The sequence below is a fragment of the Serratia sp. CY47280 genome, from assembly GCF_052168655.1.
GTDB classification, from domain to species: domain Bacteria; phylum Pseudomonadota; class Gammaproteobacteria; order Enterobacterales; family Enterobacteriaceae; genus Serratia; species Serratia bockelmannii.
Genome location: NZ_JBJNMG010000008.1, coordinates 104,662 through 121,388 on the forward strand (window position 1 = coordinate 104,662; position 16,727 = coordinate 121,388).

The window sequence follows — 16,727 nt, forward strand, 5'->3', positions numbered from 1 at the left end:
TTATCCGTTTACTGCCTTGAGTCAATATTATTTCAACGGGTCAAAAAAAACGCTTTACAGGTGCGAATGATAATGATTATTATTGCGATGCGTTCCGGGGAGGGCATCAACCCTTGATACTCTCGCTGCGAAGGCACGACATTGCTCACATTGCTTCCAGTGTTTACTTAGCCAGCTCGGGTGCTGGCTTTTTTTTTGCCCTTTTTTCAGCCGTTTCCGCCTTCAACAAATCCGCTGCCCATCCGCTGTTTCATTCCATCGAAATTTTTGAACAGAGGCATGAGTTTTTTACGCTTTCTTATTCTGCTGGCAGGACTAGACTGTAAAAAAACATTGAGGAGAGTTGAATATGATTTATGTACGTAAAGCGGAAGACCGCGGCCACGCCAATCATGGCTGGCTGGATAGCTGGCACACCTTCTCATTTGCCGATTACTACGATCCGAACTTTATGGGATTCTCGGCGCTGCGGGTGATCAACGAAGATGTGATCGATGCAGGGCAGGGTTTCGGTACTCACCCGCATAAAGACATGGAAATCCTGACCTACGTGCTGAGCGGCACGGTGGAACATCAGGACAGCATGGGCAACAAGGAGCAGATCCAGGCCGGTGAATTCCAGATCATGAGTGCGGGCACCGGGGTGCGTCACTCCGAGTACAACGCCAATCAGGATCGTCCGTTGCACCTGTACCAGATTTGGATCATCCCGGATCAGGTCGGGCTTGAGCCACGCTATGAGCAGCGCATGTTCGACGCGCCGCAGGGCCGTCAGCTGGTGCTGTCGCCGGATGCGCGTGACGGCTCGCTGAAGGTGTTCCAGGATATGACGCTGTCGCGTTGGGCGCTGAATAAAGGCGAGCAGGGGGAATGCCCGATCGCCGCCGGCCGTCGCGTTTGGATCCAGGTGGTGCGCGGCAAGGTCTCGGTCAACGGCCAGACCGCCGGCATCAGCGACGCGTTCGCGGTGTGGGATGAATCGGCACTGACGATCCAGGCCGACGAAGAGAGCGAAATCCTGCTGTTCGATCTGCCGCCGGTGTGATTAAGCGGTAAATATCAAGGGCTCACGGTGTGAGCCCTTGAGGTGAGTGACTCGCCTGCCGACGTTGCCTGACTTAACGCCGGCAAAACATATAAAAACAAGGAAAATCAATTTATTGATTTTCGGTTGATCGTCACAAAGGGGGAGAAACCACGCTTTTTCCCCTTTGTCTGCGTATGAAGGGCTCACGATGTGAGCCCTTTTTGCGTTGGCCGTCGCATAACCGACAATATCGGCCCGCCGTTTTTTTTGCTAAAATGACTGCCCATTCATGGTTAGTCAGTTCATTGATAATGAAGAAAAAACGGCCGGTACTCCAGGATGTGGCGGACAAGGTGGGCGTGACCAAGATGACGGTGAGCCGTTATCTGCGCAATCCCGACCAGGTTTCCGTCGCCCTGCAGCAAAAAATCGCCGTCGCGCTGGATGAGCTGGGCTACATCCCCAACCGCGCGCCGGACATCCTCTCCAACGCCACCAGCCGGGCGATTGGCGTGCTGTTGCCGTCGTTGACCAACCAGGTGTTCGCCGAAGTGCTGCGCGGCATCGAAAGCGTGACCGACGCGCACAACTACCAGACCATGCTGGCGCACTATGGCTACCTGCCGGAGCGTGAAGAAGAACGTCTGACCTCGCTGCTGTCTTACAATATCGACGGCCTGATCCTGTCTGAGCGCCATCACACGCCGCGCACCCTGAAAATGATCGAGGTGGCGGGCATTCCGGTGGTGGAGCTGATGGACTGCGTCTCGCCGTGCATCGATCTGGCGGTGGGCTTCAACAACTTCGAGGCGGCGCGCCAGATGACCCAGCAGATCATCGCGCACGGCCACCGTCACGTGGTCTATTTCGGCGCCCGTCAGGATGAACGTACCATCATCAAGCAGCAGGGGTATGAGCAGGCGATGCGTGAATCCGGCCTGGAACCGTACAGCATCATGACCGCGCGATCTTCCTCCTATTCCGCCGGCGGTGAACTGCTGCGCGTGGCGCAGCGCGACTATCCGCAGATCGACAGTATCTTCTGCACCAACGATGACCTGGCGATCGGCGCGGCCTTCGAGTGCCAGCGGCAGGGGCTGTCGATCCCGCAGGACATGGCGATCGCCGGCTTCCACGGCCATGACATCGGCCAGGTGATGGTGCCGAAGCTGGCCAGCGTGCTGACGCCGCGTGAACGCATGGGGCAGATCGGCGCCGAGCGCTTGCTGGCCCGGCTGCGCGGTGAAACGGTGTGCCCACGCATGGTGGACGTCGGTTTCACTGTGATCCCCGGTGGCAGTATCTGAGCCATTTTAACGTTCTGTTTTAACACCCTTTCTTTTTGCAGCGCGCCCTGAGGCGCGCTGGTTATCCCGCCTGTAAGCCCGCCGCTCGTTGCCGACATAAGTTTGATCTCTGTCCCAGAACGCGAATTTTAGCCGCTTACCCGGTTCCGGCGCTCATGTTGTTACCGGTATCATGATACCGGTAACAACGAGTGTGCGGTCATCTTGCTGCAAGACTGAACCTCTGACTCAACAACACCTACAGCTCTTCTTAAACACCGGGAAAGAGCCTAAAAATAAAACAACCGCACGCTTTACGCCTATCGTAAAGAGAGTCGCGATAAAAGGTTGGAGAAAAACTATGCCATTAGTGATTGTTGCAGGCGGCGTAGCGCTGCTGCTGCTGCTGATGATCCGCTTCAAGCTGAACGGCTTTATCTCTCTGGTTCTGGTTGCCCTGGCGGTCGGGATTGCACAGGGTATGCCGGTCGATAAGGTCATCGGCTCCATCAAGGCCGGCGTGGGCGGTACGCTAGGCAGCCTGGCGCTGATCATGGGCTTCGGCGCCATGCTCGGCAAGCTGCTGGCGGACTGCGGCGGCGCACAGCGCATCGCCACCACGCTGATCGACAAGTTCGGCAGAAAACACATTCAATGGGCGGTGGTGCTGACCGGCTTCACCGTCGGCTTCGCGCTGTTCTACGAAGTGGGCTTCGTGCTGTTGCTGCCGCTGGTGTTCACCATCGCCGCCTCCGCACGCATTCCGCTGCTGTACGTCGGCGTGCCGATGGCCGCCGCGCTGTCGGTGACTCACGGCTTCCTGCCACCGCATCCAGGCCCGACCGCCATCGCCACCATCTTCCATGCTGACATGGGTAAAACCCTGTTGTACGGCACGCTGCTGGCGATCCCGACGGTGATCCTGGCCGGCCCGGTCTATGCCCGCTTCCTGAAAGGCATCGACAAGCCGGTGCCGGAAGGCCTGTACAACCCGAAAACCTTTACCGACGCGGAGATGCCGAGCTTTGGCGTCAGCGTTGCCACGTCGCTGGTGCCGGTGATCCTGATGGCGCTGCGCGCGGTGGCTGAAATGGTGCTGCCGAAGGGCCACAGCCTGCTGCGCTTCGCCGAGTTCTTCGGCGACCCGGTGATGGCGACCCTGATCGCCGTGCTGATCGCCATCTTCACCTTCGGCCTGAACCGTGGCCGCACCATGGATGAAGTGATGGGCACCATCACCGACTCGATTAAAATCATCGCGATGATGCTGTTGATCATCGGCGGTGGCGGCGCCTTTAAACAGGTGCTGGTGGACAGCGGCGTCGAGCAGTACATCGCCGGCCTGATGGAAGGCAGCAACGTTTCGCCGATTCTGATGGCCTGGTCAATCGCCGCCGCGCTGCGTCTGGCGCTGGGTTCCGCCACCGTGGCGGCAATCACCGCCGGCGGCATCGTCGCGCCGCTGATCGCCACCACCGGCGTCAGCCCTGAGCTGATGGTGATTGCGGTCGGCTCCGGCAGCGTCATCTTCTCGCACGTCAACGATCCGGGCTTCTGGCTGTTCAAGGAGTATTTCAACCTGAGCATCATGGAAACCATCAAATCCTGGTCGGTGCTGGAAACCATCATCTCGGTGTGCGGCCTGGTGGGCTGTCTGCTCCTGGCGACGGTCGTATAATCTTTATCCGGCGCCCTGCGGGGCGTCGGCGTTCCAGAGTATCTTTATCAGTTGGGACGCATTTGGCGCGCTTGCGCCAGTTCCCATAGGGGCATGACACAATGAGCAATCCGCAGAATCACGTATTTATCCTGATGGGCGTATCCGGCAGCGGCAAATCCGCCGTAGCCAGCACTGTCGCCCACGAGGCCGAGGCCGCCATGCTGGACGGCGATTATCTGCATCCGCGCGCCAACATCAACAAAATGGCTGCCGGGCACGCGCTGGACGACAACGATCGCGCCCCGTGGCTGGCGGCCTTGAACGACGCCATCTTCGCCATGCAACGCACCAATCCCGTGTCGCTGCTGGTCTGCTCGGCGTTGAAAAAAAGCTATCGTGACCGCCTGCGCGAAGGGAATAGCAACCTGCATTTCCTCTACCTGAAAGGCGACAAGGCGGTGATCGAGGAGCGCCTGAAGCAGCGCAAAGGTCACTTCTTCAAACCGCAGATGCTGGTTTCGCAGTTCGCCACGTTGGAAGAGCCGGGTGAGCAGGAGCCGGATGTGCAAGCGATTGACATCAACCAGCCGCTGGACGGCGTGGTCGCCGATACGCTCGCCTATATTCGCCGCGTTACCGCCCGCTGAGCGCGGGCCGTTGTCGGCGCCGCCAGGCGCCTACAGCTTCATGTAAGCCCGCACGCCGTCCAGGAACATCTGGGTCGACAGCATCACCAGAATCAGCCCCATCAACCGCTCCAGCGCGCTGACGCCTTTGCTGCCCAGCAGGCGCAGGAACAGGTTCGACATCAGCAAAATGGCCGCAGAGAGACCCCAGGCGATCAACAGCGCTGCCACCAGATGGGGCAGCTGATGCGGATACTGGTGCGACAGCAGCATCAGCGCCGCCAGAATCGATGGCCCGGCCACCAGCGGGATCGCCAGCGGCACCAGGAACGGCTCCTCGCCGGCGGACAGCCCGGAGCTGTTCCCCTCCTGCGTGGGGAAAATCATCTTGATGGCGATCAGAAACAGGATGATGCCGCCGGAAATGGAGACGGTTTCGGTACGCAGGTTGAGGAACGCCAGAATTTTCTCGCCGGCGAACAGGAAGATCAGCATCAGCAGCAGGGCGATCAGCAGCTCGCGGATCAGCACCACCCGGCGGCGGCGCGGTTCCAGGTGCTTGAGCACCGACATGAAAATCGGCAGGTTGCCCAGCGGATCCATAATTAAAAACAGCAATACCGTAGCGGAAATCATCTCTGTCATGGTGACCTCGTGATCGGGAAAACGCCTCGGCCTTTTCGGCCGCGTCCTTGCCTATACCTATGGATTTCAAATTGCAGCTAGGCGCCCAGCGATCGCATCCCCAGGAGCTTACTCAAGTAAGTGACTGGGGATGCGATCGTGCAGGTAACAACGCTGCAGTTTGAAAGACGACGGGTATATAAGAAGGATTGCTGAGAAATCCTCAGCCATCGAATAAATTCACTTTGCGCCCGCGCCGACATTTTGTAAGGTGAGGAGATATTGCACACAACTCGTTATCACCTACATAAGCCCTTATCCGGGCGGGATACAGATATTATGAAAAACGTTGGTTTCATCGGTTGGCGCGGAATGGTCGGCTCGGTTCTCATGCAACGCATGACGGAAGAGCGCGATTTCGACGCCATTCGCCCGGTCTTTTTCTCCACCTCGCAGCACGGTTCTGCCGCGCCGGCCTTCGGCGGCCAGCAAGGCACGCTGCAGGATGCGTATGACATCGACGCACTGAGCGCGCTCGATATCATTATTACCTGTCAGGGCGGCGATTATACCAACGAAGTCTATCCTAAGCTGCGCGCCAGCGGTTGGCAGGGTTACTGGATCGACGCGGCCTCGTCGCTGCGCATGCAGGACGACGCCATTATCATCCTGGATCCGGTCAACCACGCGGTGATCCAGCAGGGCCTGGACAAAGGCATCAAAACCTTCGTCGGCGGCAACTGCACCGTCAGCCTGATGCTGATGTCCCTCGGCGGCCTGTTCGCTAACGATCTGGTGGAGTGGGCGTCGGTCGCCACCTACCAGGCGGCCTCCGGCGGCGGCGCGCGCCACATGCGCGAACTGTTGACCCAAATGGGTATGCTGCACGCCGACGTGGCGAAAGAGCTACAGGACCCGGCTTCCGCCATTCTGGATATCGAGCGCAAGGTGACCGAAGCCACCCGCAGCGGCAAACTGCCGACCGATAACTTCGGCGTGCCGCTGGCCGGCAGCCTGATCCCATGGATCGACAAGCAGCTCGACAACGGCCAGAGCCGCGAAGAGTGGAAAGGCCAGGCGGAAACCAACAAGATTCTGAACACCGGCAGCGTGATCCCGGTCGATGGCCTGTGCGTGCGCGTGGGCGCGCTGCGCTGCCACAGCCAGGCGTTCACCCTGAAGCTGAAAAAAGACGTGTCGCTGCCGGAAATCGAGCAGATGCTGGCGACGCACAACGACTGGGTGCGCGTGATCCCGAACGACCGCGAGCTGACCATGCGCGAACTGACGCCGGCGGCGGTGACCGGCACGCTGAATACGCCGGTCGGCCGTCTGCGCAAGCTGAACATGGGGCCAGAGTACCTGTCGGCGTTCACCGTGGGCGACCAGCTGCTGTGGGGCGCGGCCGAGCCGCTGCGCCGCATGCTGCGCATCCTGTTGTAAACCCGCACTTCCTGGGGGCTGGCTGATTTCAGCCCCCTAAAGCCTTATTTTCCGCCTTTTTGTTCGCCGCGCACCGCGTCGGACAACGTCACCGCAAGCCTCGTTTCACTGGGCTCCACCCCGCATATCGCCTCGTCGGCCGCCGCATTCAGACGCCGCCGGGCTGGCAGTTTTCTTAATGAAGAATTTTCCTGAGCAATGCTGAGCAGTTTTTAACAGACATTGGCTATGCTTAACGCATGGGTGAACACTTTTTCACCATGACTGAAATATTTCAAAAAATAAGCATAAAGAGCGAAATTCAGGTCGGCAGAGTAAAGATTGGTCAATAACCGACCGCAATCACGCTTTAGAGTCCGAATGCATTGCATGATGACCAAAACGGCCAAGGAATAACCAACAAGCCGTGCTTAGATCATGCTGTTAATCTAAGGAAGAAGACTATGCCTGTACTTCCCGATCGTGACGTGATTGATCAGATCATCTCCGGCCATTACGCCGACCCTTTTGCTCTGCTTGGCATGCATGCGACCGATAACGGTCTGCAGGTGCGCGCGCTGCTGCCGGACGCCGGCGCAGTCTGGCTGGTAGAACAGCAAACCGGCCGGCGGCTGGTGCAGCTGAACTGCGACGATCCGCGCGGTTTCTTCAGCGCCGTGGTGCCGCGGCGAAAAAATCCTTTCCGCTATCAGCTGCAGGTCAGCTGGCGCGATCACCAACAGACTGTCGACGATCCCTACCGGTTTGGCCCGCTGCTGCAGGATATCGACAGTTGGCTATTGGCCGAGGGCACGCATTTGCGTCCCTATGAACGGCTGGGCGCCCACCTCGTTACGCTGGATGGCATCGACGGCGTCAGTTTTGCGGTCTGGGCGCCCAACGCCCAGCGCGTCTCGGTGGTGGGGGAGTTCAACTTCTGGGACGGCCGCCGCCATCCGATGCGTCTGCGGCGTGAGAACGGCATTTGGGAGCTGTTCCTGCCCGGCGTGCGGGCCGGCCAGCTGTACAAATATGAAATCGTCGATTGCTACGGCAATACCCAGCTGAAAGCCGATCCTTACGCCTTTGAGGCGCAGATGCGCCCGGATACCGCCTCGCTGGTGGCGCCGCTGCCGGAGGGGGTGCCGTCGACGCCGGCGCGCCGCCGCGCCAACGATTTTGACCAGCCGATCGCCATCTACGAGGTGCATCTTGGCTCATGGCGCCGCCACACCGATAATCACTTCTGGCTTAGCTATGGCGAGCTGGCGGTGCAGCTTATCGACTATGTGAAGGACATGGGATTCACCCATATCGAGCTGTTGCCGATCAACGAGCACCCGTTCGACGGCAGCTGGGGCTATCAGCCGCTGGGGCTGTATGCGCCGACCCGTCGCTTCGGCACGCCGGCCGATTTCAGGGCGTTCGTGGCGGCGGCGCATGAGGCGGGCATCAACGTGATCCTTGACTGGGTGCCGGGGCACTTCCCGAGCGACGCCTACGGCCTGGCGAATTTCGACGGCACCGCGCTGTACGAATACGCCGATCCGCGTGAGGGCTACCACCAGGACTGGAATACGCTGATCTACAACTACGGCCGTCACGAGGTGCGCAACTACCTGGCGGGCAACGCGCTGTATTGGCTGGAGCGTTTCGGTATCGATGCGCTGCGGGTCGATGCGGTGGCGTCGATGATTTATCGCGACTACAGCCGCGCCGACGGCGAGTGGGTGCCGAATTACTACGGTGGCAACGAGAACCTGGAGGCCATCGCCTTCCTGCGTTATACCAACCAAACCATTGGCCAGGCGCAGCCGGGCGCGGTGACGCTGGCGGAGGAGTCCACCGACTATCCCGGCGTCACTCTGCCGCCGGACGCCAACGGCCTGGGGTTCCACTACAAATGGAACCTCGGCTGGATGCACGACACGCTCAATTATATGAAGTGCGATCCGGTGCACCGCAAATATCACCACAACCAGATGACCTTCGGCATGCTGTATGCCTATACCGAGAACTTCGTGTTACCTATCTCGCACGATGAAGTGGTGCACGGCAAAAAATCGGTCCTCGACCGCATGCCGGGCGACGCCTGGCAAAAGTTCGCCAACCTGCGCGCCTATTACGGGTTTATGTGGGCGCATCCGGGCAAAAAGCTGCTGTTTATGGGCTGCGAATTCGCGCAGGGGCGCGAGTGGAATTTCGATACCAGCCTCGACTGGCATTTATTGGAGGGGTTGGATAATTGGCATAACGGCGTGCAGCGGCTGGTGCGCGATCTGAACCACTGCTATCGGCAGCAGGCGCCGCTGTACGAGCGCGACTACCGGCCGGACGGCTTCGAGTGGCTGGTGGTCGACGATCACGATAACTCGGTGTTCGCCTTCGCGCGCTACGATTCGCAGGGCAATGAGCTGATCGCCATCAGCAACTTTACCCCGGTGCCGCGCTACCGCTACCGCATCGGCCTCTCGCGCGCCGGTGACTACCGCGAGATCCTCAATACCGATTCGCACCACTATCACGGCAGCAACGCCGGCAATCAGGGGCGGGTCTCTTCCGAAGCGGTCGGCAGCCACGGCCGCGACTTCTCCATCTGCGTAACGCTGCCGCCGCTGGCGACCATTTATCTGCTGCGGGAGGCGCCATGACGGAGCTGACGGCCGGCCTCGCCGCGCCGCTGGGCGCGCATTACGACGGCGAAGGCATCAACTTTACCCTGTACTCGGCGCACGCCGAGCGGGTGGAGCTGTGCCTGTTCGACGGCCAGCAGCGCGAAGTACGCCTGCCGCTGCCGGCGCGCAGCGGCGATATCTGGCATGGCTATTTGCCGGGCGGCAGGCCGGGGCAACGTTACGGTTACCGGGTCTATGGCCCGTTTGATCCGACGAACGGACAGCGTTTCAACCCCAACAAACTGGCGCTCGATCCAGCCGCGCGCGCGGTGGAAGGGCCGGTGGGGGACCACCCGCACCTGCACGGCGGTTACGAGCAGCCGGACCCGCACGACAGCGCAGAGCTAATGCCGAAATGTGTGGTGGTGGACGAACGGTATGACTGGCAGGACGATCGCCCGCCTGCCACGCCCTGGGGCCAGACGGTGATTTATGAAGCGCACGTGCGCGGCCTGACGCTGCTGCACCCGAAGATCCCGCCGGCGCTGCGCGGCAGCTTCGCCGCATTGGGGCACCCGGAGATGATCGCCCACTTCAAACGCCTCGGCATCACCGCGCTGGAACTGCTGCCGGTGCAGCAACATACCTCCGAACCGCGCCTGCAGCGGTTGGGGCTGATCAACTATTGGGGCTATAACGTGCTGGCGCCCTATGCGCCGGACAACCGCTACGCCAGCCTGAGCACCGATGCCACGCCGCTGAACGAATTCCGCGATGCGGTCAAGGCGCTGCACCAAGCCGGCATCGAGGTGATCCTGGACGTGGTGTTTAACCACAGCGCCGAGCTGGATAGGGACGGGCCGATGCTGTCGCTGAGCGGCATCGATAACCTGAGCTACTACTGGCTGACGCCCGAAGGGGACTATGTCAACGACACCGGCTGCGGCAACACGCTGCGGTTGGATCAGCCGCAAGGCGTGGCCTGGGTGATGGATTGCCTGCGTTTTTGGGTACGGGAGTGCCACGTCGACGGCTTCCGTTTCGATCTGGGCAGCGTGCTCGGCCGCACGCCGGAGTTCGATCGCGATGCCCCGCTGTTCCAGGCGATGCTGGCGGACGATGTGCTGTCGCGCTGCAAGCTCATCGCTGAACCCTGGGACGTTGGCCCCGGCGGCTATCAGGTGGGGGCGTTTCCCGGCCGCTTCGCCGAATGGAACGACCATTACCGCGATGACATGCGCCGTTTCTGGCTGCAGAGCGGCGTGTCGCTCGGCCAGTTCGCCCGGCGTTTTGCCGCTTCCAGCGATCTGTATAACCAGCGCGGGCGAGCGCCTTACGCCACCGTCAATATGCTGACCGCCCATGATGGTTTTACCCTGCAAGACGTGGTCAGCTTCAATGAGAAACACAATCAGCCCAACGGCGAGGGCAACCGCGACGGCAGCGATCGCAATTTCAGCAACAACCACGGCGTCGAAGGCCTGGTGGCCGACGACGCCATTGTGCAACGCCGCAGGGCCAGCCAGCGGGCGATGCTCGCTACGCTGTTGCTGTCCCAGGGAACGCCGATGCTGCTGGCCGGCGATGAACAGGGACACAGCCAGCAGGGGAACAACAACGCCTATTGTCAGGACAACGCCACCACCTGGCTCGACTGGGCCACGGCGGACGACGCGCTGACCGATTACGTCGCGGCGCTGATCGCGCTGCGCCGCCAGATCCCCGCGCTGCAGCAGGACCGCTGGTGGCAGCAGGACGACGGCAGCGTGCAGTGGCTGAACGCGCAAGGGCAGGCGCTCGACGCGCAGCAGTGGGAGCAGGGCGAGCCGCTCATGCAGATCTTGCTGTCGCAGCGCTGGCTGCTGCTGATCAACGCCACGCCGCAAACGACGGAGATGAGGTTGTCGGAAGGCGATTGGCAGGTTGTCGCCCCGTTCACTCAGGAAGACTCACGGGCGGTATTGCCCGCCTGGCACCAGGCCGCGCGCTCGCTTTGCGTACTGGTACGGAAATAATAAAAGGAGTCCGCTATGGTTAGGTTTGAAAATAAAGACCCCCTGATGTTGGCGCGCCAGTTGCCGATTAAATCCGTAGCGCTGATCCTGGCCGGCGGCCGCGGTTCACGTCTGAAAGATTTGACCTCCACCCGCGCCAAGCCCGCCGTCCACTTTGGCGGCAAATTCCGCATCATCGACTTCGCCTTGTCGAACTGCCTGAACTCCGGCATCCGCCGCATCGGCGTGATCACCCAATACCAGTCGCACACGCTGGTGCAGCACATTCAGCGCGGCTGGTCGTTCCTCAACGAGGAGATGAATGAGTTCGTCGATCTGCTGCCGGCCCAGCAGCGCCTCAGCACCGAGCATTGGTACAAGGGCACCGCCGACGCGGTGTACCAGAACCTGGATATCATCCGCCGCTACGAGGCCGAATACGTGGTGATCCTGGCGGGCGATCACATCTACAAGATGGATTATTCGCGCATGCTGATCGACCACGTCGAGAAGGGCGCTCAGTGCACTGTGGCTTGCCTGCCGGTGCCGCGCAGCGAGGCCGGTGAATTCGGCGTGATGAAGGTGGATGAAAGCGATCGCATCATCGAGTTTCTGGAAAAACCCACCGATCCGCCGGCGATGCCGGGCAACCCGGATATGTCGCTGGCCAGCATGGGCATCTATATTTTTAATGCCGCCTACCTGTTCCAGCTATTGGAGGAGGATATGTCGACCCCCGGCTCCAGCCACGACTTCGGCAAGGATCTGATCCCGAAAATCACCGCGCAGCAGGCGGCGTGGGCACATCCGTTTACCTTATCCTGCGTGACGTCCAACCCCGACTTGCCGCCGTACTGGCGCGACGTGGGCACGCTGGACGCCTACTGGCGCGCCAATCTCGATCTGGCGTCGGTGACGCCGGAGCTGGACATGTACGACCGCGCCTGGCCGATCCGCACCCACATGGAACCGCTGCCGCCGGCCAAGTTTGTGCAGGATCGCTCCGGTAGCCATGGCATGACCATGAATTCGCTGGTGTCCGGCGGTTGCATCGTGTCCGGGTCGGTGGTGGTGCATTCGGTGCTGTTCCCGCGCGTGCGAGTGAACTCGTTTTGCACCATCGACTCTACCGTATTGTTGCCGGACGTGAACGTCGGCCGTTCCTGCCGCCTGCGGCGCTGCATCATCGACCGCGCCTGCCACATTCCGGAGGGCATGGTGATCGGGGAAAACGCCGATGAGGACAGCAAGCGTTTTTATCGCTCGGAAGGCGGCATCGTGCTGGTGACGCGCGAAATGTTGTCAAAATTGTGAGTTAACGTGGGGGGCAGAACGATAGCCTGCCGCCCGATGAACGGTTCGATGGCTTGCGCAACGCGGCACACATAACAGCGGCAAGCCTGCTTTATTTCTTATCCAGAGGCCTTCGGCCGACTTTCAGGAGTGATAATGCAGGTCTTACACGTATGTTCTGAAATGTTCCCCCTGCTGAAAACAGGCGGACTCGCAGACGTGGTTGGCGCACTGCCGGCGGCGCAAATCGCCGAAGGCGCCGATGTTCGGGTGCTATTGCCCGCTTTCCCTGACGTACGCAACGGCATTCCGGACACCGTGCTGGTGGCGGAAATCGATTCGTTCGCCGGCCGGGTGGGCCTGCGTTACGGCACCTATCATGGCGTGGGCATTTACCTGATCGATGCGCCCTGGCTGTATGACCGGCCGGGCAGCCCGTACCACGATCAGTCCATGTACGCCTACCCCGACAACCACCGGCGCTTTGCGCTGCTGGGCTGGATGGCCTGCGAGCTGGCCAAGGGGCTGGATCGCTACTGGCGCCCGCAGCTGGTGCACGCCCACGACTGGCACGCCGGTCTCAGCTGCGCCTATCTGGCCGCCAACGGCCACCCGGCGCGTTCGGTGTTCACGGTGCACAACCTGGCCTACCAGGGGCTGTTCTCCGCCCATCACGTGACCGAGCTGTGGCTGCCGGCGTCGTTTTACAACGTCTATGGCCTGGAGTTCTACGGCCAGATGTCGTTCCTCAAGGCCGGGCTGTTTTATGCCGACCACGTGACCGCCGTCAGCCCGACCTATGCGCGCGAGATCACCCGGCCGGAGTTTGGCTACGGCATGGAGGGGCTGCTGCAGGAGCGGCAGCGGCAGGGCAGGTTGAGCGGCATCCTCAACGGCGTGGACGACAAAATTTGGGATCCGGCCCACGACCCGCGGCTGAGCGCCCGCTATGACGCCGACGATCTGAAAAGCAAGGTCAAAAACAAGCTGCATCTGCAAAAGGCCATGGGACTGAAGGTGGACGAATCGCTGCCGGTGTTCGCGGTGGTGAGCCGATTGACCAACCAGAAAGGCCTCGATCTGGTGCTGCAGGCGTTGCCCGAATTGCTGGCGCAGGGCGGGCAGTTGGCGCTGCTGGGCGCCGGCGACGCGGTGCTGCAGCAGGCGTTTCTGGCCGCCGCCGCCGACTACCCTGAGCAGGTCGGCGTGCAGATCGGTTATCACGAATCCTTCTCCCATCGCATCATCGGCGGCGCCGACGTGATTCTGGTGCCGAGCCGCTTCGAGCCCTGCGGCCTGACGCAGCTCTACGGTCTGAAGTACGGCACGCTGCCGCTGGTGCGTCGCACCGGCGGGCTGGCGGACACGGTGGTGGACTGCGCGCTGGAGAACCTGGCCGACGGCACCGCCAGCGGCTTCGTGTTCGACGATTGCGACGCCGTCGCGCTGGGCAACGCCATCCGCCGCGCCATGGTGCTGTGGAGCCGGCCGAAACACTGGCGCCACGTTCAGCGCCACGCCATGAGTGTGGACTTCGGCTGGCCGGTGGCGGCGAAAGAGTATTTATCGCTTTATCAACGCTTGTAGCCCGCGTTTCGCGTCTCGGGTTGACGCACGGCGGGCAGCCGTAAGGGTAGATTGTCGGGGCGCGGCGTACCGCGTCCATGTTCAGCGGAGCCCGCTATTCCGCGGCGAATGGCGGGGCTCCCTACAAGGGATTAAAAAGCCATGACTTCACCGTTTAGTTACACCTCACCTACGGTCAGTGTGGAAGCGCTGAAACACTCCATCGCCTATAAGCTGATGTTTATCGTCGGCAAGGATCCGGCTATCGCCAACCGGCACGATTGGCTGAACGCCGTGCTGTTCGCGGTGCGCGATCGCATGGTGGAGCGCTGGCTGCGTTCCAACCGCGCCCAGCTGTCTCAAGACGTGCGGCAGGTGTATTACCTGTCGATGGAGTTCCTGATCGGCCGCACCCTGTCTAACGCGCTGCTGTCGATGGGCATCTATCAGGATATCGACAATGCGCTGAATGAGATGGGGCTGAACCTGGCGGAGCTGCTGGAGGAAGAGAACGACCCCGGGCTCGGTAACGGCGGTCTGGGCCGGCTGGCGGCCTGCTTCCTCGACTCGCTGGCCACGCTGGCGCTGCCGGGGCGCGGCTACGGCATTCGCTATGAATACGGCATGTTCAAGCAGAACATCGTCAACGGCCAACAGATGGAATCGCCGGACTACTGGCTGGAGTACGGCAATCCGTGGGAGTTTCCGCGCCATAACACCCGCTACAAGGTGCGCTTCGGCGGCCGCGTGCAGCAGGAGGGCGCCAAGGCGCGTTGGCTGGAGACCGAAGAGGTCGTGGCCATCGCCTACGATCAGGTGATCCCCGGTTTTGACACCGACGCCACCAACACGCTGCGGTTATGGGGCGCGCAGGCCAGTAACGAGATCAACCTCGGCAAGTTCAACCAGGGCGATTACTTCGCGGCGGTGGAAGATAAAAACCATTCGGAGAACGTGTCGCGCGTGCTGTATCCGGACGATTCGACCTCCTCCGGGCGCGAACTGCGGCTGCGGCAGGAGTATTTCCTGGTGTCGGCCACGGTACAGGATATCCTCAATCGCCATTGGCTGATGCACAAAACCTTCGACAACCTGGCGGACAAGATCGCCATTCACCTCAACGACACCCACCCGGTATTGTCGATTCCCGAGCTGATGCACCGGCTGATCGACGAGCACAAATTCAAGTGGCTCGACGCCTGGGAAGTGGTGGAGCAGGTGTTCTCTTACACTAACCACACGCTGATGAGCGAAGCGCTGGAAACCTGGCCGCTGGACATGATAGGCCGCATCTTGCCGCGCCACCTGCAGCTGATTTTCGAAATCAACGATCACTTCCTCAAGATGGTGCAGGAAGTGGCGCCGGGCGACAACGATCTGCTGGCGCGGGTCTCGATCATCGACGAAACCAACGGCCGCCGGGTGCGCATGGCGTGGCTGGCGGTGGTGGCCAGCCACAAGGTCAACGGCGTTTCCGCTCTGCATTCCGAACTGATGGTGCAGTCGTTGTTCGCCGACTTCGCCCGGCTGTTCCCGACTCGTTTCTGCAACAAAACCAACGGGGTAACGCCACGTCGTTGGCTGGCGCTGGCCAACCCGCCGCTGGCGGCGGTGCTGGACGACTGCATCGGCCAAACCTGGCGCACCGATCTCAGCCAACTGAGCGAGATCCAGGCCAATATCGACTACCCGAGCTTCCTGCAGGCGGTACAGCGCGCCAAGCGGCAGAACAAGGAGCGGCTGGCGCTGTATATCGCCAAAACGCTCAACGTGGTGGTCAACCCGGATGCGTTGTTCGACGTGCAGATCAAGCGCATCCACGAGTACAAACGGCAGCTGCTCAACGTGCTGCATGTCATCACGCTGTATAACCGTTTGCTGGACGATCCGGAGATCGAGCGCGTGCCGCGGGTGGTGATCTTCGCCGGCAAGGCGGCCTCGGCCTACTATGCCGCCAAGCAGATCATCCGCTTGATCAACGACGTGGCCAAAGTGATCAACAACGATCCGCGCGTGCATACCCAGTTGAAGGTGGTGTTCATTCCGAACTACGGTGTCAGCCTGGCGCAGATCATCATCCCGGCGGCGGATCTGTCCGAACAGATCTCGCTGGCGGGCACCGAGGCCTCGGGCACCAGCAATATGAAGTTCGCGCTGAACGGCGCGCTGACCATCGGCACGCTGGACGGCGCCAACGTCGAGATGCGCGAGCATGTGGGGGAGGAGAACATCTTTATCTTCGGCAATACCGCCGAGCAGGTCGAGGAGCTGCGCCGCAACGGTTACAACCCGCGCCAGTACTATGAGCAAGACCCGGAGCTGCATCAGGCGCTGACGCAGATCGCTACCGGCGTGTTCAGCCCGGAAGAGCCGAAACGCTATGGCAATCTGTTCGACTCGCTGGTCAACCTCGGCGACCACTATCAGCTGTTGGCGGATTACCGCAGCTATGTGGACACGCAGGACAAGGTGGACGAGGTCTATCTCAATCAGGACGAATGGACGCGGCGTGCGGTGCTGAACATCGCCAACATGGGCTACTTCTCCTCCGATCGCACCATTCAGGAATACGCGGACGAAATCTGGCACATTCAGCCGGTGAAGCTGTAAAGCG

At 60.9% G+C, this 16,727-nt stretch carries 11 protein-coding genes; 10 read left to right on the forward strand and 1 reads right to left on the reverse strand.

Annotated features, from left to right (window positions below; genetic code table 11):
* The first annotated feature begins 349 nt into the window (after positions 1 to 349).
* From ACJ8J4_RS22355 to gntK, 4 genes are all read left to right on the forward strand, one after another.
* A complete protein-coding gene (locus tag ACJ8J4_RS22355; RefSeq protein WP_004930835.1) occupies positions 350 to 1,045 on the forward strand; it encodes a pirin family protein in 696 nt (231 codons plus the stop codon).
* Between the two features lie 293 nt (positions 1,046 to 1,338).
* On the forward strand, positions 1,339 to 2,334 hold the full coding sequence (gntR, locus tag ACJ8J4_RS22360; RefSeq protein WP_025304569.1) for a gluconate operon transcriptional repressor GntR: 996 nt from the start codon (positions 1,339 to 1,341) through the stop codon (positions 2,332 to 2,334).
* Between the two features lie 340 nt (positions 2,335 to 2,674).
* Positions 2,675 to 3,991 carry a gluconate transporter gene (gntT, locus tag ACJ8J4_RS22365; protein WP_016930400.1) on the forward strand — a complete coding sequence of 439 codons (1,317 nt, stop codon included), beginning with the start codon at positions 2,675 to 2,677 and terminating at the stop codon, positions 3,989 to 3,991.
* A 101-nt stretch (positions 3,992 to 4,092) separates the two neighbouring features.
* On the forward strand, positions 4,093 to 4,620 hold the full coding sequence (gene gntK / locus ACJ8J4_RS22370) for a gluconokinase (protein ID WP_016930399.1): 528 nt from the start codon (positions 4,093 to 4,095) through the stop codon (positions 4,618 to 4,620).
* A gap of 30 nt (positions 4,621 to 4,650) precedes the next feature.
* Here gntK and ACJ8J4_RS22375 read toward each other — a convergent pair whose 3' ends face one another.
* The gene (locus tag ACJ8J4_RS22375; protein WP_004930825.1) at positions 4,651 to 5,244 is read right to left on the reverse strand and encodes a YhgN family NAAT transporter; all 594 of its coding nucleotides are present in this window, start codon (positions 5,242 to 5,244) and stop codon (positions 4,651 to 4,653) included.
* A 318-nt stretch (positions 5,245 to 5,562) separates the two neighbouring features.
* Between ACJ8J4_RS22375 and asd the strand changes: the two genes are divergently transcribed.
* The 6 genes from asd (at position 5,563) to glgP (ending at position 16,723) form a co-directional block, all read left to right on the forward strand.
* A complete protein-coding gene (gene asd, locus ACJ8J4_RS22380) occupies positions 5,563 to 6,666 on the forward strand; it encodes an aspartate-semialdehyde dehydrogenase (RefSeq protein WP_016930397.1) in 1,104 nt (367 codons plus the stop codon).
* A 443-nt stretch (positions 6,667 to 7,109) separates the two neighbouring features.
* Entirely contained in the window at positions 7,110 to 9,296 is a 2,187-nt protein-coding gene (gene glgB, locus ACJ8J4_RS22385; RefSeq protein WP_025304568.1) for a 1,4-alpha-glucan branching enzyme, read from the forward strand.
* Positions 9,293 to 11,275, forward strand: coding sequence for a glycogen debranching protein GlgX (gene glgX / locus ACJ8J4_RS22390; RefSeq protein WP_197836484.1), 1,983 nt, complete (start codon positions 9,293 to 9,295; stop codon positions 11,273 to 11,275). The genes glgB and glgX overlap by 4 nt, the downstream gene beginning before the upstream one ends.
* Before the next feature lie 15 nt (positions 11,276 to 11,290).
* Positions 11,291 to 12,568 (forward strand): glucose-1-phosphate adenylyltransferase, encoded by a 1,278-nt coding sequence (gene glgC, locus ACJ8J4_RS22395; RefSeq protein WP_025304566.1) that lies wholly within the window; start codon positions 11,291 to 11,293, stop codon positions 12,566 to 12,568.
* 135 nt (positions 12,569 to 12,703) lie between these two features.
* Positions 12,704 to 14,134, forward strand: coding sequence for a glycogen synthase GlgA (gene glgA, locus ACJ8J4_RS22400; RefSeq protein WP_025304565.1), 1,431 nt, complete (start codon positions 12,704 to 12,706; stop codon positions 14,132 to 14,134).
* A gap of 141 nt (positions 14,135 to 14,275) precedes the next feature.
* Entirely contained in the window at positions 14,276 to 16,723 is a 2,448-nt protein-coding gene (glgP, locus tag ACJ8J4_RS22405) for a glycogen phosphorylase (RefSeq protein ID WP_025304564.1), read from the forward strand.
* Positions 16,724 to 16,727 lie beyond the last annotated feature (4 nt).

Coding starts and splice junctions, on each gene's coding strand:
- gntK (WP_016930399.1), top strand. CDS start 4,093: ATGAGCAATCCGCAGAATCACGTATTTATCCTGATGGGCGTATCCGGC.
- glgP (WP_025304564.1), top strand. CDS start 14,276: ATGACTTCACCGTTTAGTTACACCTCACCTACGGTCAGTGTGGAAGCG.
- ACJ8J4_RS22355 (WP_004930835.1), top strand. CDS start 350: ATGATTTATGTACGTAAAGCGGAAGACCGCGGCCACGCCAATCATGGC.
- gntT (WP_016930400.1), top strand. CDS start 2,675: ATGCCATTAGTGATTGTTGCAGGCGGCGTAGCGCTGCTGCTGCTGCTG.
- glgB (WP_025304568.1), top strand. CDS start 7,110: ATGCCTGTACTTCCCGATCGTGACGTGATTGATCAGATCATCTCCGGC.
- glgA (WP_025304565.1), top strand. CDS start 12,704: ATGCAGGTCTTACACGTATGTTCTGAAATGTTCCCCCTGCTGAAAACA.
- glgC (WP_025304566.1), top strand. CDS start 11,291: ATGGTTAGGTTTGAAAATAAAGACCCCCTGATGTTGGCGCGCCAGTTG.
- glgX (WP_197836484.1), top strand. CDS start 9,293: ATGACGGAGCTGACGGCCGGCCTCGCCGCGCCGCTGGGCGCGCATTAC.
- ACJ8J4_RS22375 (WP_004930825.1), bottom strand. CDS start 5,244: ATGACAGAGATGATTTCCGCTACGGTATTGCTGTTTTTAATTATGGAT.
- asd (WP_016930397.1), top strand. CDS start 5,563: ATGAAAAACGTTGGTTTCATCGGTTGGCGCGGAATGGTCGGCTCGGTT.
- gntR (WP_025304569.1), top strand. CDS start 1,339: ATGAAGAAAAAACGGCCGGTACTCCAGGATGTGGCGGACAAGGTGGGC.